General features: G+C 63.3%; 25 protein-coding genes and 3 pseudogenes. 21 read left to right on the top strand and 7 right to left on the bottom strand.

Translation table 11 applies throughout. The annotated features are described in order from the left end of the window. Positions 1-40: 40 nt before the first annotated feature. Positions 41-736 carry a cysteine hydrolase family protein gene (locus ACFX5Q_RS08080; RefSeq protein WP_404276821.1) on the bottom strand — a complete coding sequence of 232 codons (696 nt, stop codon included), beginning with the start codon at positions 734-736 and terminating at the stop codon, positions 41-43. A gap of 211 nt (positions 737-947) precedes the next feature. Here ACFX5Q_RS08080 and ACFX5Q_RS08075 point away from each other — a divergent pair, with 211 nt between their 5' ends. The 4 genes from ACFX5Q_RS08075 to ACFX5Q_RS08060 all read left to right on the top strand — a co-directional run bounded on the left by ACFX5Q_RS08075 (position 948) and on the right by ACFX5Q_RS08060 (position 4,404). After that, the gene (locus ACFX5Q_RS08075; RefSeq protein WP_404276819.1) at positions 948-2,351 is read left to right on the top strand and encodes an L-serine ammonia-lyase; all 1,404 of its coding nucleotides are present in this window, start codon (positions 948-950) and stop codon (positions 2,349-2,351) included. 84 nt (positions 2,352-2,435) lie between these two features. Further along, the gene (locus tag ACFX5Q_RS08070) at positions 2,436-2,873 is read left to right on the top strand and encodes a DUF1489 family protein (RefSeq protein WP_040582725.1); all 438 of its coding nucleotides are present in this window, start codon (positions 2,436-2,438) and stop codon (positions 2,871-2,873) included. Positions 2,874-2,974: 101 nt separating this feature from the next. Next, positions 2,975-3,706, top strand: a complete 732-nt coding sequence (locus tag ACFX5Q_RS08065; RefSeq protein WP_404276817.1) for a VWA domain-containing protein — start codon at positions 2,975-2,977, stop codon at positions 3,704-3,706. Continuing rightward, positions 3,706-4,404: a DnaJ domain-containing protein gene (locus ACFX5Q_RS08060; protein WP_404276815.1), complete on the top strand. Its 699-nt coding sequence runs from the start codon at positions 3,706-3,708 to the stop codon at positions 4,402-4,404. The genes ACFX5Q_RS08065 and ACFX5Q_RS08060 overlap by 1 nt, the downstream gene beginning before the upstream one ends. A 43-nt stretch (positions 4,405-4,447) precedes the next feature. Here the strand turns inward: ACFX5Q_RS08060 and ACFX5Q_RS08055 are convergent, their stop codons facing one another. Beyond that, positions 4,448-5,848, bottom strand: coding sequence for a D-alanyl-D-alanine carboxypeptidase (locus ACFX5Q_RS08055; protein ID WP_404276813.1), 1,401 nt, complete (start codon positions 5,846-5,848; stop codon positions 4,448-4,450). Between the two features lie 285 nt (positions 5,849-6,133). Here ACFX5Q_RS08055 and ACFX5Q_RS08050 point away from each other — a divergent pair, with 285 nt between their 5' ends. The 4 genes from ACFX5Q_RS08050 to ACFX5Q_RS08035 all read left to right on the top strand — a co-directional run bounded on the left by ACFX5Q_RS08050 (position 6,134) and on the right by ACFX5Q_RS08035 (position 10,227). Continuing rightward, positions 6,134-6,463, top strand: coding sequence for a phasin family protein (locus ACFX5Q_RS08050; RefSeq protein ID WP_404276811.1), 330 nt, complete (start codon positions 6,134-6,136; stop codon positions 6,461-6,463). A 276-nt stretch (positions 6,464-6,739) separates the two neighbouring features. Further along, the gene (gene clpS / locus ACFX5Q_RS08045) at positions 6,740-7,066 is read left to right on the top strand and encodes an ATP-dependent Clp protease adapter ClpS (RefSeq protein WP_023671012.1); all 327 of its coding nucleotides are present in this window, start codon (positions 6,740-6,742) and stop codon (positions 7,064-7,066) included. Between the two features lie 6 nt (positions 7,067-7,072). Then, positions 7,073-9,541 carry an ATP-dependent Clp protease ATP-binding subunit ClpA gene (gene clpA, locus ACFX5Q_RS08040; RefSeq protein WP_404276809.1) on the top strand — a complete coding sequence of 823 codons (2,469 nt, stop codon included), beginning with the start codon at positions 7,073-7,075 and terminating at the stop codon, positions 9,539-9,541. Between the two features lie 50 nt (positions 9,542-9,591). After that, the gene (locus ACFX5Q_RS08035) at positions 9,592-10,227 is read left to right on the top strand and encodes a chloramphenicol phosphotransferase CPT family protein (RefSeq protein ID WP_404276807.1); all 636 of its coding nucleotides are present in this window, start codon (positions 9,592-9,594) and stop codon (positions 10,225-10,227) included. An 18-nt stretch (positions 10,228-10,245) separates the two neighbouring features. On the opposite strand, the gene ACFX5Q_RS08030 is transcribed toward ACFX5Q_RS08035, so the two are convergent. From ACFX5Q_RS08030 to ACFX5Q_RS08015, 4 genes are all read right to left on the bottom strand, one after another. Continuing rightward, positions 10,246-10,677 (bottom strand): HIT family protein, encoded by a 432-nt coding sequence (locus ACFX5Q_RS08030; protein WP_404276805.1) that lies wholly within the window; start codon positions 10,675-10,677, stop codon positions 10,246-10,248. A 74-nt stretch (positions 10,678-10,751) separates the two neighbouring features. Further along, positions 10,752-11,966: a GNAT family N-acetyltransferase gene (locus tag ACFX5Q_RS08025; RefSeq protein WP_404276803.1), complete on the bottom strand. Its 1,215-nt coding sequence runs from the start codon at positions 11,964-11,966 to the stop codon at positions 10,752-10,754. 41 nt (positions 11,967-12,007) lie between these two features. Beyond that, positions 12,008-12,736, bottom strand: coding sequence for a glycerophosphodiester phosphodiesterase (locus tag ACFX5Q_RS08020; protein WP_404276801.1), 729 nt, complete (start codon positions 12,734-12,736; stop codon positions 12,008-12,010). Positions 12,737-12,749: 13 nt separating this feature from the next. Further along, on the bottom strand, positions 12,750-13,214 hold the full coding sequence (locus ACFX5Q_RS08015) for a RidA family protein (RefSeq protein WP_404276799.1): 465 nt from the start codon (positions 13,212-13,214) through the stop codon (positions 12,750-12,752). Between the two features lie 138 nt (positions 13,215-13,352). On the opposite strand from ACFX5Q_RS08015, the gene ACFX5Q_RS08010 reads away from it, so the two are divergent. The 6 genes from ACFX5Q_RS08010 (at position 13,353) to tsf (ending at position 18,527) form a co-directional block, all read left to right on the top strand. Then, the gene (locus tag ACFX5Q_RS08010) at positions 13,353-14,180 is read left to right on the top strand and encodes a cell envelope integrity EipB family protein (RefSeq protein WP_192178773.1); all 828 of its coding nucleotides are present in this window, start codon (positions 13,353-13,355) and stop codon (positions 14,178-14,180) included. 100 nt (positions 14,181-14,280) lie between these two features. Further along, the gene (locus tag ACFX5Q_RS08005; protein WP_404276796.1) at positions 14,281-15,579 is read left to right on the top strand and encodes a hypothetical protein; all 1,299 of its coding nucleotides are present in this window, start codon (positions 14,281-14,283) and stop codon (positions 15,577-15,579) included. Positions 15,580-15,639: 60 nt separating this feature from the next. Further along, a complete protein-coding gene (locus ACFX5Q_RS08000; protein ID WP_006205160.1) occupies positions 15,640-15,918 on the top strand; it encodes a DUF4031 domain-containing protein in 279 nt (92 codons plus the stop codon). Then, the gene (locus ACFX5Q_RS07995; protein ID WP_404276794.1) at positions 15,915-16,526 is read left to right on the top strand and encodes a LysE family translocator; all 612 of its coding nucleotides are present in this window, start codon (positions 15,915-15,917) and stop codon (positions 16,524-16,526) included. The genes ACFX5Q_RS08000 and ACFX5Q_RS07995 overlap by 4 nt, the downstream gene beginning before the upstream one ends. A 177-nt stretch (positions 16,527-16,703) precedes the next feature. Next, a complete protein-coding gene (gene rpsB, locus ACFX5Q_RS07990) occupies positions 16,704-17,486 on the top strand; it encodes a 30S ribosomal protein S2 (protein ID WP_404276793.1) in 783 nt (260 codons plus the stop codon). Between the two features lie 117 nt (positions 17,487-17,603). Continuing rightward, the gene (gene tsf, locus ACFX5Q_RS07985) at positions 17,604-18,527 is read left to right on the top strand and encodes a translation elongation factor Ts (RefSeq protein ID WP_404276791.1); all 924 of its coding nucleotides are present in this window, start codon (positions 17,604-17,606) and stop codon (positions 18,525-18,527) included. 21 nt (positions 18,528-18,548) lie between these two features. Here the strand turns inward: tsf and ACFX5Q_RS07980 are convergent. Next, positions 18,549-19,473 (bottom strand): annotated as a pseudogene (locus tag ACFX5Q_RS07980) (LysR family transcriptional regulator). A gap of 112 nt (positions 19,474-19,585) precedes the next feature. On the opposite strand from ACFX5Q_RS07980, the gene ACFX5Q_RS07975 reads away from it, so the two are divergent. The 7 genes and pseudogenes from ACFX5Q_RS07975 (at position 19,586) to rseP (ending at position 25,634) form a co-directional block, all read left to right on the top strand. Beyond that, entirely contained in the window at positions 19,586-20,113 is a 528-nt protein-coding gene (locus ACFX5Q_RS07975; protein ID WP_404276789.1) for a nuclear transport factor 2 family protein, read from the top strand. A gap of 36 nt (positions 20,114-20,149) precedes the next feature. Next, a pseudogene (locus ACFX5Q_RS07970) lies at positions 20,150-21,258 on the top strand (aldo/keto reductase). A 158-nt stretch (positions 21,259-21,416) separates the two neighbouring features. Then, positions 21,417-22,139 carry a UMP kinase gene (pyrH, locus tag ACFX5Q_RS07965; protein ID WP_192178764.1) on the top strand — a complete coding sequence of 241 codons (723 nt, stop codon included), beginning with the start codon at positions 21,417-21,419 and terminating at the stop codon, positions 22,137-22,139. 94 nt (positions 22,140-22,233) lie between these two features. After that, positions 22,234-22,788: a ribosome recycling factor gene (gene frr, locus ACFX5Q_RS07960; protein ID WP_006205169.1), complete on the top strand. Its 555-nt coding sequence runs from the start codon at positions 22,234-22,236 to the stop codon at positions 22,786-22,788. A gap of 20 nt (positions 22,789-22,808) precedes the next feature. Continuing rightward, positions 22,809-23,540: pseudogene (locus tag ACFX5Q_RS07955) on the top strand (isoprenyl transferase); the annotation flags it as partial. An 11-nt stretch (positions 23,541-23,551) separates the two neighbouring features. Then, complete coding sequence (locus tag ACFX5Q_RS07950) at positions 23,552-24,367, top strand: phosphatidate cytidylyltransferase (protein ID WP_404276786.1); 816 nt, start codon at positions 23,552-23,554, stop codon at positions 24,365-24,367. A 124-nt stretch (positions 24,368-24,491) separates the two neighbouring features. Next, positions 24,492-25,634, top strand: a complete 1,143-nt coding sequence (gene rseP, locus ACFX5Q_RS07945; protein ID WP_404276784.1) for an RIP metalloprotease RseP — start codon at positions 24,492-24,494, stop codon at positions 25,632-25,634. Positions 25,635-25,669 lie beyond the last annotated feature (35 nt).

Genomic DNA, 25,669 nt, shown 5'->3' with positions numbered 1-25,669 from the left:
TTCCTTTGTACCACAGGCAAGGCGGTCGCTTCGATGATCGCTAGGCCGGCAACGGTTCGGCAGTTTTCACGCGCAAGGCGTCGATGACCATATCGGTCCTGGTGACCCATCCGAACGCGTTTTCGAAATTCCACAGCGTTGACTGGCGGTTGAAGTCCGGGCCCGAATGGTTCATCGCGTCCTCGACCAGGATCGGCCAGAATTCCAGCATGTAGGCGTCGCGCGCCGTTGCATCGACGCAGACATTGGTGGCGACCCCGGTGAACAGCAGATGGCGAATCTTGCGGGCTCGCAGATACGCCTCCAGGCCGGTGTTGCAAAAGCCGCTGTAGCGGGATTTGCGGATGACATGGTCGCCGGGCTCGGGCTTCAGCGCATCGACGATTTGCCAATCCCAGCTGTTGTCGATCAGCAGCTTGCCGCGAAGCTCCGGACGCCCGCGCATCATGACCATCCCCAGTTCCTTGTGGTAGTTCGGTGAGGAGGGATCTCCCGCATCGCTGAGATCGGGTCTGTACGACATCTGCAGATAGACCATCGTCACGCCTGCTTTGCGCGCGGCAGCGAGCAGGCGCTTGTTGGCCTCGATGGCTGGTGCCGCGCCGGATATGTCGAACCCTGCCAGGTCGAACATGCCGCCTGCCGAAGCAAAGGCGTTCTGCATGTCCACCACAATGATGGCTGTCTGGGCAGGCACGATACCCACCGGATCCGGCTTGGCATTCAAGGCGAGCATTGCTTCCTCCCTGGGTAAGTGACAAGCAAGGCACTGACGCCGCCTTCGGGGGCGCAAGGCGCAGATTAATCGCGCCGTCATGGTCTAGCAACCAATGTCGCTGCAGGAGCAAACAAGGTCGGCAGGCGCCGCGCCGCGATTGTCAAAACAGCGGAAACATCATGAGAATTCCTATATGTAGGTTTCAAAGGGTGCAGGAGATAGCAAAAGCGTGTTCCTTTCGGTTTTCGACCTGTTCAAGATCGGCATCGGCCCGTCGAGCTCGCACACGATGGGGCCGATGACGGCCGCGCGGCGCTTCCTCGACGAGGTTGCCGGTGACGACTGGCCGCGCCCGGCCGGCGCAAAGGTCGAGCGCATCGCCGCCAGCCTGCACGGCTCGCTCGCCTATACCGGCATCGGCCATGGTTCGGACCGCGCCGTGGTACTGGGGCTGGCCGGCGAAACACCACAGACGGTGGACCCCGACCAGGCCGACGTCATTGTCGCCCGCATCGCCACCGACAAGCGAGTATCGCCGCCCGGACACCCGTCCTATCGCTTTGATCCGGCCACCGATCTGGTGCTCGACAAGAAGACGCCGCTGACCGGCCACGCCAACGGCATGGCCTTCTACGCTTACGATGCCGCCGACCGCCTGCTGCTTAAGCGCATCTACTATTCGATCGGCGGCGGCTTCGTCGTTTCCGACGAAGAGCTGCAGCGGATGAAGGCCAAGGGCTCGGTGACGACCGAAGGCAAGAAGGTGCCTTACCCCTTCAAGAATGCCGTCGAAATGCTGGCGATGGCCGGCAGGAGCGGGCTTTCCATCGCCGAGATGAAGCGCGTCAACGAGGAGACGCAAATGTCGCGCGAGAAGCTCGACAGCGGCCTCGACGCCATCTGGAGCGCCATGAAGGGCTGCATCGATCGCGGCCTGTCGCAGGATGGCATCATGCCGGGAGGGCTGAAGGTGCGCCGCCGCGCCCGCCAGCTCCACGACAAGTTGCAGGAGCAGTGGCAGCAGAACCGGCCGAACCCGCTGCTCGCCAATGACTGGCTATCGATCTACGCCATGGCGGTCAACGAAGAGAACGCCGCCGGCGGCCGTGTCGTCACGGCGCCGACCAATGGCGCGGCCGGCACATTGCCGGCGGTGCTGCGCTACTGGCTGCATTTCCACCCCGAGGCCGACCAGCCGAGCATCCGCGACTTCCTGCTGACGGCGGCGGCCGTCGGCGGCATCATCAAGACCAACGCCTCGATCTCGGGCGCCGAGGTCGGCTGCCAGGGCGAGGTGGGTTCGGCCTCGGCGATGGCGGCTGCTGGGCTTTGCGCAGTCATGGGCGGCACGCCCGAACAGGTCGAGAACGCTGCCGAGATCGCGCTCGAACACCATCTCGGCATGACCTGCGATCCGGTTGGCGGACTGGTGCAGGTGCCCTGCATCGAGCGCAACGCGCTGGGCGCCGTCAAGGCCGTGACCGCCGCCTCGCTGGCGATCAAGGGCGATGGCGTTCACTTCGTGCCGCTCGACGCGGCGATCGAGACCATGCGCCAGACCGGTCTCGATATGAACGAGAGGTACAAGGAGACCAGCCTTGGCGGTCTCGCCGTCAATGTGGTGGAGTGCTGAGCCGACCCCGGCGTTCCGTACTGGCACTGTGGAGAAGTCGATGAGGCCGTTGACGCGCTGGGCTGTCAGGCTAAATCTTGGGCCATGGCTCTCAATCTCCTAAAACTTTGCGTCGGCTGCGACAGCGTCGAGGATCTGGAAGAGTGGATCGCCTTTCGTCTCGATGAGCGCCGCCGCGCCGGGGAACCTGCGGAACACTGGCACACCACCCGCATGGTGCCGACGCGTGGCGCCGAGATCACCGATGGCGGCTCGCTCTATTGGGTGATCAAAGGCAATGTGCAGTGCCGCCAGCTGATCACCGAGATCCGGCCGTTCACCGACGACGAAGGCATCGGCCGCTGCCATCTTATGCTCGACCCGCAAGTCGTGCGCACCGACTGGCAGCCGCGCCGCGCTTTCCAGGGCTGGCGATACCTGAAGCCGTCCGATGCGCCCGCCGATCTCGGCAAGGGCAAGGCCGCGATTGCCGAGATGCCGCCGAAACTGCGGCTCGAACTGGCCGAACTCGGCCTGCTTTAGTCAGCTGTCCTGAAACCGCTTCTCCTGCCCGGCCGTACTGGTCCTTCATGTCGCCCATGATGGGACTTGCAAGCGCTGCCGCCGCGCCACATCTTGATCTCATGAGCGACAACAAGCAGCCCGTGCCCGCAAAGGCCGATTCTGCGCCGGTCAAACCTCAATCAAGCACCGGCGAGATCGATGCTTTCATTCGTCAGGCAAGGACGCTCGCCGCGTCCGCGACCGGTGCGGGCCGGCTGATCCTGGCGCTCGACGCAACGATGAGCCGGCAGCCGACCTGGGATCTGGCCAATGCGTTGCAGGGCGAGATGTTCGACGCCGTCGGCAAGGTCGGCACCCTCAGCGTCCAATTGGTCTATTTCCGCGGGCTTGGCGAATGCCGCTCGTCCGATTTCGTCACCAACACCAATGCCTTGAAGCAATTGATGACGCGCATCGAATGCCGCAGCGGCAACACCCAGATCGGCAAGGTGCTCGCCCATGCGCTGAAGGAGACCGCGAAGGGCAAGGTCAATGCCCTTGTCTATATCGGCGATGCAATGGAGGAAAACCCCGACGACCTAGCGGACAAGGCAGCCAGCCTCGGCCTGCATGGCGTTCCGGTCTTCGTCTTCCAGGAAGGTCATGATTCCGGCGCAGAAAAGGCGTTCAAGGAAATCGCACGGCTGTCCAAAGGGGCTTGGTTCCGTTTTGATCGGCGGGCTGCCGCGACGCTGGCAGGACTGCTTTCGGCGGTCGCCATGTTCGCGACCGGTGGGCTGAAGGCGCTGGAAGCCAGGGGTAGTCCGGGAGACCGGCTGTTGATCGAGCATTTGCGGGGCGGCGGGAGCTGATGGGCGCAATCATCGCACTTGTTGCACTGGTTCTGGTGCTTTTTGGCGTCGCGGCGATTTTCGTGCGCGCCGATCCGGCAAAGGTTGCGGACGGCTTGAAGACGCTGGGGCCGGTTCTTCTGGCACTGGCCGGTGCAGCCGTGCTTGTCGCGGGCCGCGGCGGCGTCGGCGGCATGATGCTGCTTGGCGCGGCCGCCTGGTATGGTTCGATGCGGATGGCGCGGCCGACATCGAAGCCGGCGGCCAGCAAGCGTTCGACTGTGCGCACCGCGGCGCTGGAGATGGAGCTCGATCACCAGACCGGCGGGCTGGAAGGCCTGGTGCTGGCCGGACGCCACGAAGGCAAGATGCTTGGCTCGATGGGCCTGGCGGAATTGCAGCAGCTCTATCGCGAGCTCCCGGGCGATCCCGAGAGCCGCCAGTTGCTAGAGACGTATCTTGACGGCAGGTTTCCCATCTGGCGCAAAAACGCTGAGCCGGACGGTGGCGAAGGGCTGGGTGTTGCGCCAGGTGCGGGCGCCATGACTAAGGAGGAGGCCTACAAGATCCTTGGTCTTGAAGCGGGGGCCGCCGCGGCGGATGTCCGCAAGGCGCACCGCCGCCTGATGCAGCGCCTGCACCCCGATATCGGTGGCACGTCGTTCCTTGCGGCGCGGATCAATGAAGCCAAGGACGTCTTGCTCTCCAACCACAATTAGTCTCCTTCGACGCAGAAATTTCCCGGGAGAATCCAGCACCGTCCTACTGTTGGACGGCGTAGCACGCGATTTTCTTCTTCTTCAAAGCACTGCAGGCGTTCCAGGCAGCGTCCTTTGAACCGAAGCCGCCAAACCGGGCGCGGTAGTAGGTCACGCCGTCCTTGTCGAAGGCGACGGTGAAGCCGGCCGCATCGGCCAGGACCTTGGGCGCCTGCTTGCTCGTCTTGTCGAGGAAGGCCTGGGCTTCGGACTGCTTTGGCGACGAAGCGACCTGGATCGCCCATCCCGATGGCACCGAGGCGGTGTTGACCGGGTCGACCGCCGGCGCGGGTGCCGGCTCGGCATAGGCGGCCACGACTTGCGGCGCCGGAACCTCGGTCGCGGCGGCGACGGCCACCGTCTTGACCTTCTTGATCTGGACGACGGGAGCGGTCTCTTCGACGACCGGCGCGCTGTCGTCCGCCGAGGCAACCGTCGTATCCTCTTCGACCGCCGGCTTTTCATCCGGGGTCGGCGCATCGTGCTTCGGCAGGAACACCTTGGCCAGCGCGCGGATCGGACCGTCGCCGCCAGCCTTGGCGATCAAGGCGCCACCGCCGCGGGTCGACGCCCTCGGCATATAGGCGTTGATCAGGCCGGCCATCTGGTTGTCGCGGCTGCGGCCCGAGGTTCCTCCCATGACGACGGCGACGAGGCGGCGGTTGCCATCGGAAACCGACGAGACGAGGTTGAAGCCGGAGGCGCGGGTGTAACCGGTCTTGATGCCGTCGACGCCCTTGATGCGGCCGAGCAGGCGGTTGTGACCGTTGATGCGCTGGCGGCCATAGAGGAAGGAGCGCTGCGAGAAATAGCCGTAATATTGGGGGAAGTGCTCCCTGAGCGCTATGCCAAGCATCGCCATGTCGTGGGCAGTGGTGAACTGGCCGGGATCGGGCAGGCCGTTGGCGTTGCGGAACACGGTGCCGTTCATGCCGAGCGCGCGTGCCTTGGCGGTCATCATGCGGGCAAAATCGGGCTCGCTGCCGCCGAGCAGTTCGCCGAGCGCGGTCGCCGAATCATTGGCCGACTTGGTCACCATCGACAGGATGGCCGTCTCCACCGAAACCGCGCGGCCGGCTTTCACACCGAGCTTGGTCGGCGGCTCGGCCGCGGCACGGGCCGAAAACGGCACAGGCGTGTTCTTGCTGATCCGACCTTTGGCCAGCGCCTCGAAGGTCAGATAGAGCGTCATCATCTTGGTCAGCGAGGCGGGGTAGCGCCGGCCGTTCGCGTCGGACGAATAGAGCACCTTGCCGGTCTTGGCATCGACGACGATGGCCGCGGACTTGGCCGCCATCGACGAGGCCACGTCGCCGAGAACGACCGCCATCGCCAAAGCGACGATCATGACCGCCCTGAAGGAGATTGAGGATTTGGAGACGAAGCCCGACCACGCCTGACGCACTGATACTTCCCTTGAATTTCATTGCCTTGGAGGCGGCAAAGGGACCTGCCTCGCTTCCGGCCAAACTATCGCGGTCGGCGTTACCAATCCGTTTATGGTAACCGCCGCGTTCACCATTTTCTTTGCGTTTGAGCCTCCCTTTATTCGAATTTTATCCATTGCCGGCGCAGCGGCGCCCACAAAGCAGGCAAAAACTTGACTTTTGTGCAGCGCACAATATATTCATCGTGCATTGCACAAGGGCGCCCGGGGCTAAAGGGCGTTTCAACCAAAGGGAAACGTGAAATGACCCAGACCTATGAGGACTTCAGCAAATACGGCAAAGAGTTTGCCGACACCGGATTGAAGAGCTTCGCTTCCCTCTCGAAGGGTGCGCAGGCGATCGCCACCGAGGCTGGCGAGTACACCAAGAAGAGCCTCGAAGCGGGCAGCGCCGCGTTCGAGAAGCTGTTTTCGGCCAAGTCGCTGGACAAGGCGATCGAGATCCAGTCCGAATACGCCAAGCAGAGCTACGAGAGCTTCGTCGCCGAAGCCACCAAGATCGGCGACCTCTATGCCGAGCTCGCCAAGGAAGCCTACAAGCCGTTCGAATCGATCATCGCCAAGGCGAAGTAATTTCGTCCGACGGCACTGAAAAACGGCCTGCGGGCCTGCAGGACAGACCCGGTCGCGGATGCGCGGCCGGGTTTTTTCATGCCCGGTTCAATTCCGGGGCTTTATGTCCTCACGATTTTCAAAATCGCTCAAGTTTGCCCACCTAGCCATATTGTCAGCTAACCAGAAGGGCTTAAAATCGTCCATCGAACACCTACATGTCGAACTCGCATGGGGATTCGAAAGAGGCAGGACTACGTGACGATCGGTTTGACTGCCACGGCAGGCGTGGTGCGGATGCAAAGTGACGGCGACGGCAACGAGGCCGGTCGCGGCACTGCCGTTATCACGCGCACCAAGACCAAGACCAAAAAGCCCAGCCTATACCGGGTCCTCATCCTCAACGACGACTACACGCCCATGGAGTTCGTGGTTCACGTCCTGGAGCGTTTTTTCCAGAAGGACCGCGAAGCCGCCACACGCATCATGCTTCATGTTCACAATCATGGAGTGGGCGAGTGCGGGGTCTATACATTCGAGGTGGCCGAGACCAAAGTGTCCCAGGTCATGGATTTTGCACGACAGAATCAGCATCCGCTGCAATGCGTGATGGAGAAGAAGTGAGGTAACATGCCGGCTTTCTCCCAAGGCCTGGAAAAGGCGCTTCACCAGGCGCTGACGCTCGCCAATGAGCGGCACCATGAATATGCAACGCTCGAACACCTGCTGCTTGCGCTGATCGACGACACCGAGGCGGCCGCCGTCATGCGCGCCTGCAACGTCGATCTCGACGAGCTGAAGCACACCGTTCTCACCTACATCGACACGGAGCTCGACAATCTCGTCACCGGCTACGACGAAGACTCCAAGCCAACCGCCGGTTTCCAGCGCGTCATCCAGCGCGCCGTCATCCACGTGCAGTCGTCCGGTCGCGAGGAAGTATCCGGCGCCAACGTGCTCGTCGCAATCTTCGCCGAGCGCGAGAGCCACGCCGCCTATTTCCTGCAGGAACAGCAGATGACCCGCTACGACGCGGTCAACTACATCTCGCACGGCATCGCCAAGCGTCCAGGCGCCTCGGAGAGCCGCACCCCGCGCGGCGCCGATGACGAGCAGGGCGGCCCGAATGGCGCCGAGCCGCAGGAGGAGAACGGCAAGAAGAAGCAGCAGCAGGACGCGCTGACCGCCTATTGCGTCAACCTCAACAACAAGGCCAAGGCCGGCAAGATCGACCCGCTGATCGGCCGCGAGAGCGAGATCAACCGTACCATCCAGGTGCTGTGCCGCCGCTCCAAGAACAACCCGCTCTACGTTGGCGATCCCGGCGTCGGCAAGACGGCGATCGCCGAAGGTCTGGCCAAGCGCATCGTCGAAGGCGATGTGCCGGAAGTGCTGCACAACGCAACTATCTTTGCGCTAGACATGGGCACGCTGCTCGCCGGCACCCGCTATCGCGGCGATTTCGAGGAGCGGTTGAAGCAGGTCGTCAAGGAGCTCGAGGATTATCCTGGCGCCGTGCTGTTCATCGACGAGATCCACACCGTGATCGGGGCAGGGGCGACGTCGGGCGGCGCCATGGATGCGTCGAACCTTCTGAAGCCCGCGCTGTCGACCGGCGCCATCCGCTGCATCGGCTCGACCACCTACAAGGAGTTTCGCCAGTTCTTCGAGAAGGATCGCGCGCTGGTGCGGCGCTTCCAGAAGATCGACGTCAACGAGCCGACCATCGAGGACGCCATCGAGATCATGAAGGGCCTGAAGCCCTATTTCGAGGAGTTCCACAAGGTCCGCTACACGAGCGAGGCGATCAAAGCCTCGGTCGAGCTGTCAGCGCGCTACATCAACGACCGCAAGTTGCCGGACAAGGCGATCGACGTGATCGACGAGACCGGCGCCTCGCAGATGCTGGTGCCGGAGGCCAAGCGCAAGAAGACCATCGGCATCAAGGAGATCGAAGCGACGATCGCCACCATGGCGCGCATCCCGCCGAAGACGGTTTCGGCTGACGACGAGAAGGTGCTGCAGGGCCTCGACATCGAGCTGAAGCGCGTCGTCTACGGCCAGGATACCGCGATCACCGCGCTGACCTCGGCGATCAAGCTGGCACGTGCCGGCCTGCGCGAACCGGAAAAGCCGATCGGGTCCTACCTGTTCTCCGGCCCGACCGGCGTCGGCAAGACCGAAGTGGCAAAGCAGCTCGCCGCCTCGCTCGGTGTCGAGCTGATCCGCTTCGACATGTCGGAATATATGGAACGCCATACCGTCTCGCGGCTGATCGGCGCGCCTCCCGGCTATGTCGGCTTCGACCAGGGCGGCCTGTTGACCGACGGCGTCGACCAGCATCCGCACTGCGTGCTGCTGCTCGACGAGGTCGAGAAGGCGCATCCGGACCTGTTCAACATCCTGTTGCAGGTCATGGACCACGGCAAGCTGACCGACCACAACGGCAAGCAGATCGACTTCCGCAATGTCATCCTGATCATGACCACCAATGCGGGCGCGTCCGACGCGCAGCGCGCGGCGATCGGCTTCGGTTCGACCAAGCGTGAAGGCGACGATGTCGAGGCGATCAACCGGCTGTTCACGCCGGAGTTCCGCAACCGCCTCGATGCGATCATCCCGTTCGGCTCGCTGCCGGTGCCGGTCATCCATCAGGTGGTGCAGAAGTTCGTCATGCAGCTGGAGGCCCAGCTTTCCGAGCGTGGCGTCACCTTCGAGCTGTCGCCCGAGGCGATCTCGTGGCTGGCCGACAAGGGCTATGACGAGCGCATGGGCGCGCGTCCGCTCGGTCGCGTCATCCAGGAGCACATCAAGAAGCCGCTGGCCGACGAGGTGCTGTTCGGCAAGCTGAAGAAGGGCGGCACGGTGCGCGTCACCGTCGAGAAGAAGGAGACCGGCGAGACCGGCCTGAAGCTCGAATCGCTGGCCGACGAAGCGCCGGTGAAACCGAAGAAGGAAGAGCCGGACGAAGCGCCGAAGGTACGCAAGGCCGTGGCGAAGAAGCCGGCCGCGAAAAAGGTGGTGGCGCAGAAGCCGGAGCCGAAGGGCAAGGACGGCGGCAAGCGCAGCCTGGTGCCGCAATTGCCGCGCAAGGGCTGACAAGCCTCCGAGTCAAATAGTCAAAAAGCCCCGGAAACGGGGCTTTTTTCGTGGTAGGAGGATGCCGCGTGGAGCTCGGGCAAATCATCGTGCTGAACGGCGCGCCGCGATCGGGAAAGTCGAGCATTGTCCAGGTGATCCAGGAGACGTTCGACGGCGCCTGGATGAATCTGGGCGTCGACGTTTATGCACGGATCACCCCGCCAAGCTATCGTCCCGGCATCGGCCTGCGTCCCGGGGGAGAGCGTCCCGATCTTGAAATCTACCTACCCCAATTCTACGCCGCACTCTATGAATCGATTGCCGCCCATAGCCGGGCGGGACTGAATGTCGTCGCCGATGTCGGTCACCACGACGCCTATTCGAAGCCGCTCAACATACTTGCCGATTGCGCCCGGCGGCTCGCCGGCCTGCCGGCGCTTTTCGTCGGAGTTCGCTGCCCGATCGAGGTGATCCTTGAAAGGCGCGCGCAGACTTCCGCGGAGGGCTATGTGACGGGATCGCGTGATGATCCGGCACCGCTGCCGGTCCGCCTCTGGCAGGAGGCGGTCCACAAGCCAGGCCTCTACGATCTGGAGGTCGATACGTCGCAGCTCAGCCCGGCACGGTGTGCACAGGCAATCCTGCAACAGCTGGGCACGCAGCCGACCGCCTTTCAGAGACTGGCGCAATCGCCGGCTAGCTGAACTTCGGTTGCGGCCGGCTTAGCTTCCCAGCGCGGCCCGTATCTTTTCGGCGTTCTCCACCAGCACCTCCGGCTTCTCCATCTGTCCGGAGTGCGGCTTCAACGGAATGCCGTCGAAGCGCGGAATGACGTGCACATGCAGGTGATAGACGCTCTGTCCCGATGCCGGTTCGTTGAACTGCAGGATGGTGACGCCATCGGCGGTGAAGGCTTTTTTGACCGCCAGCGCAACCTTCTGCACAACCGCAAAAAGCGGACCGAATGTCGCCGGATCGGCGTCGATCAGATTGCGCGACGGCGCCCTTGGCACCACCAGCGTATGACCGGTCCCTTGCGGCATCACATCCATGAAGGCGACAACGGCGTCATCTTCATAGACGCGATGCGACGGGATTTCGCCGCGCAGGATTTTCGCGAAGATGTTGCCGGGATCGTAGGTGGCTTCGGCCATGGCGTGCCCTCCAGATAATTGTCCAGCCCGTTTAGCGGCCATCGCGCGGCAAGGCGACGCCGACCAGGCTTCAGCTATTCCGCCAGGTCCTTGCGGAATGGCGTGTGGTCCTCAAGATATTCGCCCATCCGCTCGACTTCGCGGCGTTCCCGCCTGAGATAGTCAGCCACCGCGTTGCGCAGGCCGGGGTGCGCGATGTAGTGCGCCGAATGCATGGTCACCGGACGATAGCCGCGCGCCAGCTTGTGCTCACCTTGCGCGCCGGCCTCGACCACCTTCAGCTTGTGCTCGATGGCGAAGTCGATCGCCTGGTGGTAGCAGACCTCGAAATGCAGGAACGGGTGGTCCTCGATGCAGCCCCAGTTGCGCCCGTAGAGCGCATCGGAGCCGATGAAGTTGATGGCGCCGGCGATGTAGCGTCCATTGCGTTTGGCCATCACCAGCAGGATGTCGTCGGCCATCCGCTCGCCGATCATCGAGAAGAATTCGCGGTTAAGGTACGGCCGGCCCCATTTCCTGCTGCCGGTGTCCATGTAGAAGGCGAAAAACTCGTCCCAGGCCTTTTCGGTTAGGTCCTTGCCGGTCAGCCAGTCGATCGAAATGCCGTCGGCGAGCGCCTCGCGCCGCTCCTTCTTCATCGCCTTGCGCTTGCGCGAGGCGAGCGTGGCGAGAAAGTCGTCGTAGTTCGAAAAGCCTTCATTGAAAAAATGGAACTGCTGGTCGGTGCGGTGCAGGAAACCTGCCGCCTCCAGCGTCGCGACATCGCTCTCGCTGGCGAAGGTGACATGCGCGGAGGACACGCCGAGCTTGTCGGTCACCATCTTGAGACCAGCGGCAAGGCCGGCCTTCACCGTATCTTCGTCTTCACCCTTGCCGACCAGCAGGCGAGGACCTGTGACCGGCGTGAACGGCACAGCACTTTGCAGCTTCGGATAGTAGCGCCCGCCGGCGCGCGCGAAAGCATCCGACCAGCCATGGTCGAAGACATATTCGCCCTGGCTGTGCGATTTCAGATAGCAGGGCACGGCCCCGAGCAGCCTGCCTTGCGCGCTCTCCAGCCTGAGGTGATGGCCCTGCCAGCCGGTGCGCCGCACGGCGCAGCCGGAATCCTCGAGCGCGCTCAGAAAAGCGTATGAAACGAGAGGGTTGTAGCCATTTTCTGCATCGCCGCTCGTGGTGCCGGCAAAGCCGTTCCACTCATCGCAGGTGAAGGCGCCGATGCCGGCGGCGACACGGATCGAAAACTCCCCATTCGCCGTTTGCCCATCGCCGTCGTCACCCTGATCCATGAGGCTTATTTAAGCTCCCTATGGGGCCGTGCAAGCCTGGATCACGCCACCTTTACGAGATCGGGTTCAAAACCTTCGAACGTCATCTGGTCGGCGTATCTGAAGGTCAGGTCGACCGCCGGTTGGTCATGCACGGTCCAGGTGATTACAGGCATTTTCAACCGCTCGCGCACGAAACTGACGAACGGGTTCGGCAGGTCGCCCGCCGCATAGGAGGTGAAGGCGATGTCATGCGCCAGCATTGAGAAATGTGCTTCGATCAGCTGGTTGTCCTTGCCATAGGCTGTCAGTCCGCCGGGGATGCCGGCCGCATGTTTCGGAAAGTCGCGGATCAACCAGTGGTCGAACGACATGATCGCGGCCTTGCCCCTGTAGCGCCTGAGCATCTTGCCGACGCTCTCCACCAGGCCCTGGTCGTGACCGGGAACGCCCTTCAGTTCGACGACCATCGGCACGCGGCCGTCGACCAGATCGAGCGCCTGCTGCAGCGTCGGCACGTGATCCGATGTGCCGCCGACCTTCAGCGTCGTCAGCTCTGCCGCCGTTCGCTGCCAGACGAAACCGTCCTGGCCGGTCAGCCGCTTGAGGTCGCCGTCATGGATGACGACGGGGATACGGTCCGACGACAGGTGGACGTCGCATTCGATCGCATAGCCGCGCTCGGTGGCGGCGGCGAAGGCCGACAGCGTGTTTTCCCAACGCGCCTTGTTCATGTCGTGGAAGCCGCGATGCGCGACGGGGCGGGCCGTCAGCCAGGAAAGATCAGTCATGATTGCGCCTGCTCTATTCGACTTCGAAGATCGCTTCGATTTCCACTGCGGCATTAAGCGGCAGCGAGGCGGTGCCGACGGCGGAGCGGGCATGCTTGCCGCGCTCGCCAAGTGCTGCGACCAGAAAATCGGAAGCGCCATTGGCGACCAGATGCTGCTCGACGAAACCCGGCGCCGATGCGACGAAGACGGTGATCTTCACCACGCGGCGGATTTTCTCGAGATCGCCGAGCGCCGCCTTGGCCTGCGCCAAAATGTTGATCGCGCAGTATTTTGCGCCTTCCTGGCCGGCTGCCGTGTCGACGTCGCGGCCCAGCAGGCCGCTCGCCTGCAGCTTGCCGTCCTTGAGCGGCAATTGCCCGGCGGTGAACAGCATGTTGCCGGTTCGGCAATAGGGCACGTAGTTGGCGGCGGGCGCGGCGGCGGCAGGAATCGTCACGCCGAGATCACTTAGCCGCTTTTCGATTGTTTCACTCATTGGTTTTCCCTATTGCTGGAAGGCGCCGCGTTAGCCGGGCCGAAATTGCTATTTTTGCCTCGCTTCCGCCATGACTTTTTTTAAGCTGGACCATCTTTCCCTGCGGCCTGCCATCAGCCGCGACGATCGGAGCACCATATGCGCGCAACGCGCCTTGCCTTCCACGCCGTCCTGCTGCCAACGCTCTTCTCGATGGCTCCAGCCTTTGCCGTGCCGGCCCTGCAGGCGCATCGCGCCGTCTACGATCTCACCTTGAGCAAGGCCTCCGATCGCTCGGGAATCACCGGCATATCGGGCCGCATGGTCTATGAGTTCAATGGTTCGCCCTGCGAGGGCTATACGGTCAAGTTCCGCTTCGTCACCCAGATCGTCACCAACGACAACACCAGGCTGACCGACCAGCAGACGACCACCTTCGAGGATGCCGAGGGCAAGACGTTCTCCTTCGTCACCAAATCCTTCGTCGACCAAAACCTCGACAAGGAGGTCAAGGGCACCGCGACCAAGGAGGCCAAGGGCCTCAAGGTCGATATCGACAAGCCCGAGAAGAACAGCCTGGAGCTCGCCGCCACCCAGTTTCCGACGCAGCATCTGGTCGAGCTGATCGGCAAGGCGGAAAAGGGCGAAAATTTCTACGAAACCAATCTCTTCGACGGCTCGGAAGACGCCAACAAGGTGATGACCACCACCGTCATCGTCGGCAAGAAGGCCGACGGCGACAAGGCCGACCCGGAAGCGCCGGCGCTGGCCAAGCTTGCCGGCGACAAATACTGGCCGGTCGACATCGCCTATTTCGACGACACCGACAAGACCGGCGAAGAGGTGCCGGAATACCGGATCAGCTTCAAGCTGCACGAGAACGGCATCACCCGCGATCTCACCATGGACTATGGCGAGTTCTCGATGACCGGCAAGCTGGTCAACCTGTCCCTGTTCGACCAGTCGAAGCCCTGTCCGGCGAAGTAGCGCCACCCCGCTTTGAGTTAACCACGACCCGGCGACCGACTTGAACGCGCCGCAATCAGGCCCCAGCTTTCCCTTCAAGCATATTCGGGGGGAGTGCAGCTTGAGCAGGATCGACGTGTTCGTGGCGCCGCGGCCCAATCCGGCGCTGATCAGGGTCATGACGGTCTTCAACCGGATCGTCATGCTGCGCGGCGTGCCGGGGTTTCGCGATCTCTTGCCGTTCAACCGGCTGGCCGGGCTGCGCGGCGTCGCCAATGTCCGCCACATCGACTTTCCCGACGCTGACCGGGAGCGCCTGAAGGCCTGCTGCGGCGCCGGCAAGGCGACCTTCATCACCCCCAACCATCCCGAGTTCTTCACCGATTGGATGATCGACAAGGAGATCGTCTCGCAGGTCAGCCCGCTCGCCGCCTCCTGGGCCACGCATGGGGTCGTCAACGGGCTCGGCCGGCCGATGCAGAAATTCTGGCTGGCCAACAATCTGATCGCCCAGATCCCCGGCAACAGCGCAGCGGCCAGGGAACACTCGGTCGGCTGGGCGCTGCAGGGGCACGGCGTGCTCCTGCACCCGGAAGGCAGCGTCGGCTGGCACGGCAATGTCGTCGCGCCGCTGCTTCCGGGTGCCGTCGAGATGGGGCTCGAGGCGCTGAAGCGCGGCCCCGCCACGGCTGCCGATTTCAAGGTCTGGGTCGCGCCGGTGGTCTGGAAGCTCGCCTTCACCGGCAATGTCGAGCCGGGGCTGGCAAAGGAATGCACCTATGTCGAGCGCAGGCTGGGGATCGACCGCCGCTCCGCCGATACGCTGCCGGAGCGTGTCCACCATATCTATTCGACGCTGTTGTCGCGCGACGTGGCCGCCTCGGGCATGGTGTCCGACCGGCGGGTCCCATACGACGTGCTGCAAAAGGCGTTGCTGGTCGAACTTAGCCACCGGCTCGGCGAGGTCATTTCGGCCGACAGCGCCCTCGGCGACATCATCGAACTGCTGCGCCTGTCACGCCGCTGGCTGCGTGAAAACGCCGGTGACGCCGAGAGATCGAAAAAGGTCCGCGCGCTTACCGAGACGATCCAGCGCCTGCAGCGGGTCGGGCCTTGGGCGTCAGTCAGTCCGACGGTCACGCAGGAGGAGATCGCCGAGCATCTGAAGCGCATCCGCAACGACTATTGCAAGGGTGGACTGCGCGATACGCTCAACCGCTTCATTCCGCAGCCGGCCGGACCGCGCCGCGCCCACATCCGCGTGCCGGAACCGCTGGGCTTGCATACCTTTGAAGGCTCGGTCGACGAGGCGCTCGACGAATTGCGGTCGCGTATGCAGGAAGCCATCAGCGGTATCGTGGCCGGTCTCGACGCAAGTGGCGGCTTCATTTCCTATCCGAATCCCTTCTATCATCGCTGAGGTTGGACGCCGGGCTAATCGCATGGCTGCCAGAGAGAAATCGGGAGTGCGGCAAGCCTCATGGCGGTCTATGTCGATGCGGCAATCTGGAAATGGGCCGGCCATCGCTGGTGCCATCTGATGGCCGACGATACCGACGAACTGCATCGCTTTGCGGCCGCGCTCGGCGTCAAGCGTTCATCCTATCAAGGACCACCCAGGACATCGGCGCCGCATTATGACATAACCGGCTTCGAGCGCGACCGCGCGGTGCGGCTCGGCGCCATCGAATGCAGCCGCGAGGAGATCGTCGCGATCTTCCGGCGGGTGCGAGTGCCGAACGGGAAGAGACGCCCATGACATTGACGGCATTTCTGGCTTACTGCGCCGCGATCACGCTTGCGGCGGCAACGCCCGGTCCGGCGATGTTTGCGGTCATCACCAACGGCGTCTCGCGCGGCTTCGTTCGCGCCTTCATGGCCGGCGTCGGCATTGCCGCCGGCGACGCGGTGCTGGTGATCCTGGCGCTGCTCGGCCTTGTGGCGCTGGCGAAGACCTTCGAATGGGTGTTTCTCGCCCTGAAATATGCAGGTGCCGCCTATCTGGTGTTCCTTGGCATCAGGATGTGGCGGTCGGCAGCCGCGCAATCCGATGGGCCAACTGCGGCGCAGCCAAGGCTGGCCCGATCGTTTTTCCTCGGTGCGTCCATCGCCCTGGGCAATCCGAAGGCGATCCTGTTCCACGCTTCCATCATGCCGCTGATCCTCGACCTCGATACGATGACCTTCGCCGACGGAGTGCTGGTGATTGCCGTCGTGATCAGCGTCAACATCGTCACCATGGGTGTCTATGCCGCTCTGGCCGGAAGGGCTTCCGGCTGGTTCAGGACGCCGGGCCGCATGCGCCTGATGAACAGGTTTGCCGGCAGCGCCATGATCGGCACCGGTGCGCTGATCGCCGCACGCTGAGCCATAAGACGGCGCAGCGCTTGCGTTTGTCGCGCATCCCCTCTATATGGCCGCTCATTCCACACACGGACTTTGGTGTCTGCCCGGGAGAAATCCGGCTGAAACCTCCGGTGGCGTTCGAGGACATAAGTCCAAAAATGCCTGTGTCCGTGGAGGCTAACCGGAAAGGAACTAAGAATGGCTCTGCCTGATTTCAGCATGCGCCAGCTTTTGGAAGCTGGCATTCACTTCGGCCACCAGACCCACCGCTGGAACCCGAAGATGGCGCCTTACATCTACGGCGCCCGTAACAACATCCACATCATCGACCTGTCGCAGACGGTGCCTTTGCTGCACCAGGCGCTGAAGCAGGTGTCCGACACCGTCGCCAAGGGCGGCCGCGTGCTGTTCGTCGGCACCAAGCGCCAGGCGTCCGACATCGTTGCCGATGCCGCGCAGCGTTCGGCGCAGTACTACGTCAATTCGCGTTGGCTCGGCGGCATGCTGACCAACTGGAAGACGATCTCGAACTCCATCCAGCGCCTGCGCAAGCTCGATGAGCTGCTGGCCGGCGAGGCCCAGGGCCTCACCAAGAAGGAGCGCCTCAACCTCGACCGCGAGCGCGAGAAGCTCGACAAGGCGCTGGGCGGTATCAAGGACATGGGCTCGACCCCGGACCTGATGTTCGTCATCGACACCAACAAGGAAGCGATCGCCATCCTCGAGGCCAAGCGCCTCGGCATTCCGGTCGTCGCCATCATCGATTCGAACTGCGATCCGGACAAGATCGACTTCCCGATCCCCGGCAATGACGACGCGGCCCGCGCCATCCAGCTCTATTGCGACCTGATCGCCAAGGCTGCGATCGACGGCATCGCTCGCCAGCAGGGCGCGCTCGGCGTCGACATCGGTGCCTCGGTCGAGGCTCCGGTCGAGCCGGCGCTCGATCCGACCCCGGCCGCCGAGAGCCCGGAAGCCTAATAGCGAAGGCCGGTTGCGGCCTTCATCTTTCCAATATGTTGGCGCGTTAAGCGCTGGTGTCGGGCGCATCATCGGGAATCGATGGTGCGTCGGCGCATTTGAAACAAAGAGGCGACAATGAGCATTTCGGCTGCACAGGTCAAAGAACTCCGCGACTTGACCGGCGCGGGCATGATGGACTGCAAGGCGGCGTTGAACGAAACCAACGGCAACATGGAAGAGGCCGTCGACTGGCTGCGCAAGAAGGGCATCTCCAAGGCCGACAAGAAGGCCGGCCGCACCGCCGCCGAGGGGCTGATCGGTGTTGATTCCGGCGTCCGCGAGGCCGCGGTCGTCGAGGTCAATTCCGAGACCGACTTCGTCGCCCGCAATGCCGCTTTCCAGGAGATCGTCGCCAACGTCGCCAAGGTCGCGCTCGCCTATGGCGGCAAGACCGATGTGGTCGCAGCGGCCAAATATCCGGGCTCGGACAAGTCGGTCACCGACACCATCAAGGACGCGGTTGGCACCATCGGCGAGAACATGGGCTTCCGCCGCTCGGCCAAGCTCACCGTCGAGCACGGCGTCGTCGCCACCTATGTCCACAACGCGGTTGCCGACGGCCTTGGCAAGCTCGGCGTGCTGGTTGCCATCGAGACCACCGGAAACGAGCAGGCGGCCAACGCTTTTGCCCGCCAGGTTGCCATGCATGTCGCCGCCACTAACCCGATGGCGCTGACGGCCGAGCAGATCGATCCGGCGGCGGTCGAGCGTGAGAAGGCGATCTTCTCCGACCAGGCGCGCCAGTCCGGCAAGCCGGAAGCGATCATCGAGAAGATGGTCGAAGGCCGTCTGCGCAAGTTCTACGAAGAGGTCGTTCTTTTGAAGCAGGCCTTCGTGATCAATCCCGACATCACCGTCGAGAAGGCGCTGAAGGATGCCGAGAAGGAGATCGGAGCGCCGGCCAAGATCACGGCCTATCTGCGCTTCGCGCTCGGCGAAGGCATCGAGAAGGAAGAGACCGATTTCGCGGCGGAAGTCGCCGCGGCGGTCAAGAAATAACCCGAAGACGGGTTTCTCTGCTCAGGCAGCACGGCCGGGCGTCCGCGAGGATGCCCGGCCGATTTCTTTGCGGTGTCGATGAAGGCCCTGAGCTTCGGCGCCATCGACGCACGGCGCGGGAAGTAGAGGAAAGGCCGGGTTCCTCGATCGCCGATTGCGGCAGGATTTGCACGAGGCTGCCGGCGGCGACGTGTGCGCGCACCAGCGGCTCGAAGACATAGGCAATGCCGATTCCGGCCAGCGCGAGATCGATCGCGGCAAGTGAATCCGTGACGATTGCAGTGCCGCGCGTTTCCACGGAAACGTCTTTGCCGTCCTCCGCCAGATCCCAGCGATAGAGCGCGCCGCTGCGGACGAGCCGGTAGCCGATGCAATTGTGGTTCGCCAGATCGGCCACATCGCGCGGACGACTATGCCGCCCGATATAGGCCGGAGTGGCAACCATGACGGCGCTGAACGGCCGCGTAAGCCGGACCGTGACCATGTCCTGCGCGATCATCTCGCCGAGCCTGATGCCGGCGTCGAACCCTTCTCCGACGATATCGACGAGCCCCTGGTCGGCGACTATCTCGACCGTCACGTCCGGATAGCGCTCCGCCATCGCGGCAACCACAGGCGTCACCGCCAGGGGGATGGCGATGTTGGAGGCGTTGATCCTGAGCTGGCCTGCCGGGCGTCCCTTGATGCCGCGGATGCGATCCATCCGCTCGGCGATATCCTGGAGGGCAGGGGCCGCCGTCTCGACCAGCGCCTTGCCAGCTTCCGTCAGCGAAACGCTGCGCGTCGTGCGCGCGAACAAAGGTTGGCCGATCCGCTCCTCAACGAGACGCACCGCATGGCTGACCGCCGAGGGGCTCATGCCGAGTTCGGCCGCGGCGAGCGCAAAGCCGCCGCGCCGGGCAACGGCGACGACGACAGGCAGATGGCTGAGCAGGTCCCGGTCCATTCATGAATAGTATCGCATAGTCCTTGCGAACAATGCAATCTTCTCGATGCCAACGCATTGCCCCACATTGCCCTCAACACATCGGCGGCGGGCTGACACAAGGAGAAGAGCTATGAACGCGTTGAGAAACGTCACCTTCGCAGCAGGTATTGCGCTGGCGCCAGTCGATGCCGGTGGAGCCGAGCCATTGGAGTGGCGGGCGCTCGCCGACGAACGCGCCGTCATCCGCATCGCAGATGCCATCGACCGCGCCGTCGACGCGCAGGACTGGAAGCTTGCGCGCAGCTATTTTGCCGACCGCGTCACCGCCGATTTCAGCAGCCTTTCCGGACAGCCTGCGGCCACCATCGCCTCGGACGACCTGATCGGGACATGGGCGGCGAATCTGAAGGGCAGCAAGACAAGCCTGCACCTGCGCACCAACCACCAGGTCGCCATCGACGGCGAGAGCGCTATAGTTCTGTCGAACGGCTATGCCTGGAACCGGATGGAAGGCAATGGCGATCCGCTCTGGGAAGTCTGGGGCACCTACGAGCACCATCTGGTCCGCTCCAGCGCGGGCTGGAAAGTCGACGGCTTCACCTTCCGCATGACGCATGAGCGCGGCAACCCCTTGGTCAAGGCCACTCCAGGCCATTGAGCGCCGGCACCGTCAAGATCAGGAAAGGATGACGTCATGACAATGAACTACTACAATCTCGGCAACAGCGGCCTGCGGGTAAGCCGGCTGGCGCTGGGCACGATGACCTTCGGCACCGTACTGGGCTGGGGGGCGGACAAGGAAACTGCCCGCGCCATGTTCGACGCCTATGTCGAGGCGGTGGCAATTTCTTCGACACCGCCGATCTCTACACAGGCGGCACCGCCGAGACCTGGCTCGGCGAGTTCGTCGCCGAGCGGAGCTTACGCGACAAGGCGGTGATCGCCACCAAATTCACCATGAATACGCAGCCCGGCAATCCGAATGCCGGCGGCAATGGTCGCAAGAACATTATGCGTGCCATCGACGCTTCGCTGAAGCGGCTCGGAACCGACTATATCGACCTTTATCTGCTGCATATCTGGGACAGGCTGACGCCGGCCGAGGAGGTCATGCGCACGCTGGATGACCTCGTGCGCGCCGGCAAGGTGCGTCATATCGGCCTTTCCGACGTGCCGGCGTGGTATGCGGGCCGGGCACAGGCGATCGCCGAATTGCGCGGCTACGACCCGGTTTCGGCCCTGCAGCTCGAATACTCGCTCGCCGAGCGCACCATCGAGCACGAATTCGTACCCTTCGGCACGCGTCACGGCGCCGGCATCATGGTCTGGAGTCCGCTGGCCGGCGGCCTGCTAAGCGGCAAGTACCGACCGACCCGGGCCGGAAATGCCGGGCGGCTCGATGGTTTCCGCAACACCACCCATCCGGGGTTCCAGAAATTCACGGAGCGCAACTGGAAGATCGTGACCGAACTCGAAAAGGTCGCTGCCGAACTCGGCCGCAGCATGCCCCAGGTTGCACTCAACTGGGTGGCGACGCAGCCGGGCGTCGCCTCCGTCATTCTCGGGGCTACGAAGCTCGGCCAGTTGCAGGACAATCTCGGTGCGCTGGACTTCTCGATCCCCGCCGACCTTCGCCAGAGGCTGGATTCGGTCAGCAGATCGCCGGCACCATTTCCCTACTCGTATTTCGGTTCCGAGATACAGGCGCGGGTTACCGGCGGTGCCGCGACCGGCGACAAGCCTGCCGGCTATGCGTCACAGGTGCTTATCGAAGGTGAGGCCGTCAGCGTCACCAGCAGCTGACCGGCCGCGACCAAACAGCCGGGAAATTGCCAAAGGGCGCCGCGTGACATCGCGGCGCCCTTCGTGTATCGGAACTCGGCATTGCGCCGGTGTTAGGAGCGCGGCGCCTGCGCGGCCTGCCACCCCAGGCGCTTCACACGCAAAATGACGAGGACCAGATGACGGCGAAGCCCCTCTACCGACGTGTCTTGTTGAAAGCGTCGGGCGAAGCGCTGATGGGCGAACAGCATTTTGGCATCGACGTCTCGGTTGTCGACCGCATCGCCGCCGACATCGCGGAAGCCCGTGCGCTGGGCATCGAAGTGGGTGTGGTCATCGGCGGCGGCAACATCTTTCGCGGCGTCGCGGTTGCATCGAAAGGCGGCGACCGCGTCACCGGCGACCACATGGGCATGCTCGCCACCGTCATCAACTCGCTGGCGCTGCGCACCTCACTGATCAAGATTGGCGTCGACGCGGTGGTGCTGTCGGCCATCGCCATGCCCGAACTCTGTGAGAGCTTCTCGCAACGCCAGGCGACCGCCTACATGAACCAGGGCAAGGTGGTGATCTTTGCCGGCGGCACCGGCAACCCGTTCTTCACCACCGATTCGGCCGCTGCCCTTCGCGCCGCCGAAATCGGCGCAGATGCGCTGTTCAAGGGCACCCAGGTTGACGGCGTCTACTCGGCCGATCCCAAGAAAGACCCGAATGCGACGCGCTTCGAGCGCATCAGCCATGCCGAAGTCATCAACAAAGGCCTTTCCATCATGGATACGGCCGCGATTGCACTTGCGCGGGAAAACAACATTCCGATAATCGTCTATTCGATCCACGAGAAGGGTGGTTTTGGCGATATTCTGAGGGGCGGCGGCCGTTGTACAGTCGTTGCGGACGATTGATCCGGAGCGGTTTCGAAAACCTGGGCACCGGTTTTTTTCGAAACAAGGCTCGAACACAAGCAGTGAACCCGGCTAACGGGTCGAGGAGATGAAGATGAGTGGTGAGTTCGACGACCTCAAGCGGCGCATGGATGGGGCGATTGCCGCATTCCGGCATGATCTCGCTTCGTTGCGCACCGGCCGCGCCTCCAGCAACCTGCTAGATGCCATCCAGGTCCAGGCCTATGGCACCGCCATGCCGATCAACCAGGTGGCGAACGTGTCCGTGCCGGAGCCGCGCATGATTTCGGTTTCTGTCTGGGACAAGGCCATGGTCGGCGCTGTCGATCGCGCCATCCGCGAATCCAATCTCGGCTTCAACCCGATCGTCGACGGCACCAATCTGAGGATACCGCTGCCTGAGCTCAACGAGCAGCGCCGCAAGGAGTTGGTCAAGATCTCGCATGGCTATGCCGAGAACGCCCGTGTCGCCGTGCGCCATGTCCGCCGCGACGGGATGGATTTCTTGAAGAAGGCCGAAAAGGACGGCGACATCAGCGAGGACGATCATCGCAAGCGCTCCGATCAGGTCCAGAAGCTGACCGACGAGATGATCAGCACTATCGACCACCTGCTTTCCGATAAGGAAGCTGAAATCATGCAGGTTTAGGGTCGGTCTTTCACCGGCCCGAAAGCGAGACTATGGCAACGCCCGCGCATGTCGCGATCATCATGGACGGAAACGGACGCTGGGCCAAGGCGCGCGGCATGCCGCGGCTTGCCGGCCATCGCGCCGGTGTCGAGGCGCTGCGCAAGACGGTGCGCGCCGCTCCCGGCCTCGGCATCTCCTTCCTGACCGTCTACGCCTTCTCGTCGGAAAACTGGTCGCGGCCGAAATCCGAAGTCAGCGACCTGATGGGCCTTTTGAAGCTGTTCATCCGCCGCGACCTCGCCGAACTGCACCAGAACGGCGTGCGGGTGCGAATCGTCGGCGACAGGGCAGGGCTGCAGCCCGATATCAGGGGTCTGCTCCAGGAAGCCGAATCGCTGACCGCGGGCAATGAAGCGCTGACCCTGGTCATCGCCTTCAACTACGGCGGACGCGACGAGATCGTGCGCGCGGCACGCAAGCTCGCCGCAGCAGCCGCGCGCGGCGAAATCGACAGCGAGGCGATCACCGCCGACATGTTTGCCGGTTCTCTCGATACCGAAGGCATCCCCGATCCGGAGCTGGTCATCCGCACCAGCGGCGAACTCAGGCTGTCGAACTTCCTTCTTTGGCAGGCGGCCTATAGCGAACTGGTCTTCCTGCCCTGCTACTGGCCAGACTTCAGCCGCGAGCACCTGGCCGACGCGCTGCGCGATTTTGCCAGCCGCGAACGCCGTTTTGGCGGCCTTGCCGCCCAAGACGTGGCTTCGTGACCGGCGCTCATATGAGCAACCTCCAGCTGCGGGTCGTCTCGGCCTTGGTGCTGGCAGTCATCACCCTTGGCCTGACCTGGTTCGGCGGATTACCCTTCCGTTTGCTCTGTGCGGCGATCGCGGCCGCCATCTTCTATGAATGGTCGCGCATTGCGCGGCCATCCGCCGGCGCGGGCCTCGGCTTCCTGCCCGAAGCGCTGCTTCTGGTTTTCGTCGGCGCGCTGATTGCCGGCCTGCCGGCCTCCTGGCTGCTTGCCCTTGTCGCCGCACTGGTTGTGGCCGCGGCGCTCAGTGCACAAATGCGCGGAGCCGCGCAATGGGATGCGGCCGGCATTGCCTATGCGGCGCTTTCCGGCCTGTCGCTGGCACTGCTCCGCGATGGCGACCGTTCCGGCCTGGTCGCGATCCTGTTCCTGTTCGCGGTGGTCTGGGCAACCGACATCTTTGCCTACTTCGTTGGCCGCGCCGTCGGTGGGCCGAAACTGGCGCCGTCGATTTCGCCGGGCAAGACGCAGAGCGGAGCACTGGGAGGCGCCATCGGCGGCGTGGTCGCCGGCCTGCTTCTTGCGACCGTCGCAGGTGCCGGCAACCTCGGTATCTTGGGCGTTGTTGCGCTTGCTTTGTCGGTCATCTCCCAGGCCGGCGATCTTTTCGAATCCTGGGTCAAGCGCCGCCACGGTGCTAAGGATTCCGGTGCGCTGATCCCAGGCCATGGCGGTGTCATGGACAGGGTGGACGGGCTTGTCGCGGCGGCTTTCGCCCTGTACGTCATCGGCTGGATTTCGGCGAGCGCCGACCATCCGGCACAGTGGCTGTTTCCGGCCTAAATGACACGACTGCATGGCGAAGAACGGGCCTGCATGCCAAAGAACCGGCTGCGCCACGGATTCGCCTGGATTGATGTCACAGTCACGGTGCGACCTGCGCCGCGGGCGAATTTGAGGGCATGACTTGAACGAGATATTTCACGCGGTCTTCAGCACGGAAGGCTTTGTCCTCGGCACGCTGGTGCCTTTCCTGTTCGTACTGACCGTAGTCGTCTTCGTCCATGAAATGGGCCATTACCTGATCGGTCGTTGGTGCGGAATCGGCGTGAAAGCCTTTTCGATCGGCTTCGGACCCGAACTCTTCGGCTTCAACGACAGCCATGGCACGCGCTGGAAACTCAGCGCCATACCGCTGGGCGGCTATGTCAAATTCGTCGGCGACATGAATGCCACATCGAGCCAACCCAGCGCCGAGGACATGGAAACGCTGACCGATGCCGAACGCGAGGTTGCTTTCCATACCCAGCCGATCTGGAAACGCGCGGCGACGGTGGTGGCCGGGCCGCTGTTCAACTTCCTGCTGACGATTGCCGTCTTTGCGGTGCTGTTTTCGGTCTATGGCCGGCCCGTGCTCGAGCCGACAGCGGCCGAAGTCAGGGCCGACAGTCCGGCGGCCAAGGCCGGCATCCAGCCCGGCGACCGATTCGTCAGCGTCGACGGCAGCAAGATCGAGACCTTCGCCGACGTCCAGCGCCTGGTCTCCGGACGTGCCGGCGACGCCATCACCTTCACCATGCTGCGCGATGGCAAGGAGGTGACCGTCACCGCGACACCGGAGCTGATGGAGCAGGAGGACGCGCTGGGCAACAAGGTCAAGGTGGCCGTGATCGGCGTCGCCAACAACACCGAACTCGGCCAGCCGCGGCTGATCACGTACAGCCCTGTCGGCGCGGTGGGAGCGGCCGTCGAGGAGACCGGCCACGTCATTCAGCGCACCGGCCAGTTCCTGCAACGCTTCGTTGCTGGCCGCGAGGACAAATGCCAGCTGGGCGGCCCGATCAAGATCGCCAAAATGTCCGGCCAGGCGGCAAAACTTGGCTTCGAGTGGCTGGTGCAGCTTGTGGCATTCCTGTCAGTCGGGATAGGAATTCTGAACCTTCTGCCGATTCCCCCCCTCGACGGCGGCCATCTCTTGTTCTACGGCGTGGAGGCCGTCATCCGGCGGCCGGTCTCGGAACGGATGATGGAGATGGCCTACCGGGCCGGGCTGATTCTGGTCCTGGGCTTTATGGGTTTCGTATTCTGGAATGATCTGTTTGGGTGCTGAAATCATGAAGGAATTTGACTTCGGCACCGTCAATG

This window comes from Mesorhizobium sp. IMUNJ 23033, assembly GCF_044778005.1.
Lineage (GTDB): Bacteria > Pseudomonadota > Alphaproteobacteria > Rhizobiales > Rhizobiaceae > Mesorhizobium > Mesorhizobium amorphae_A.
Note: the sequence above shows the minus strand (reverse complement) of the source record. Positions and strands in the feature narration are given on the sequence as shown.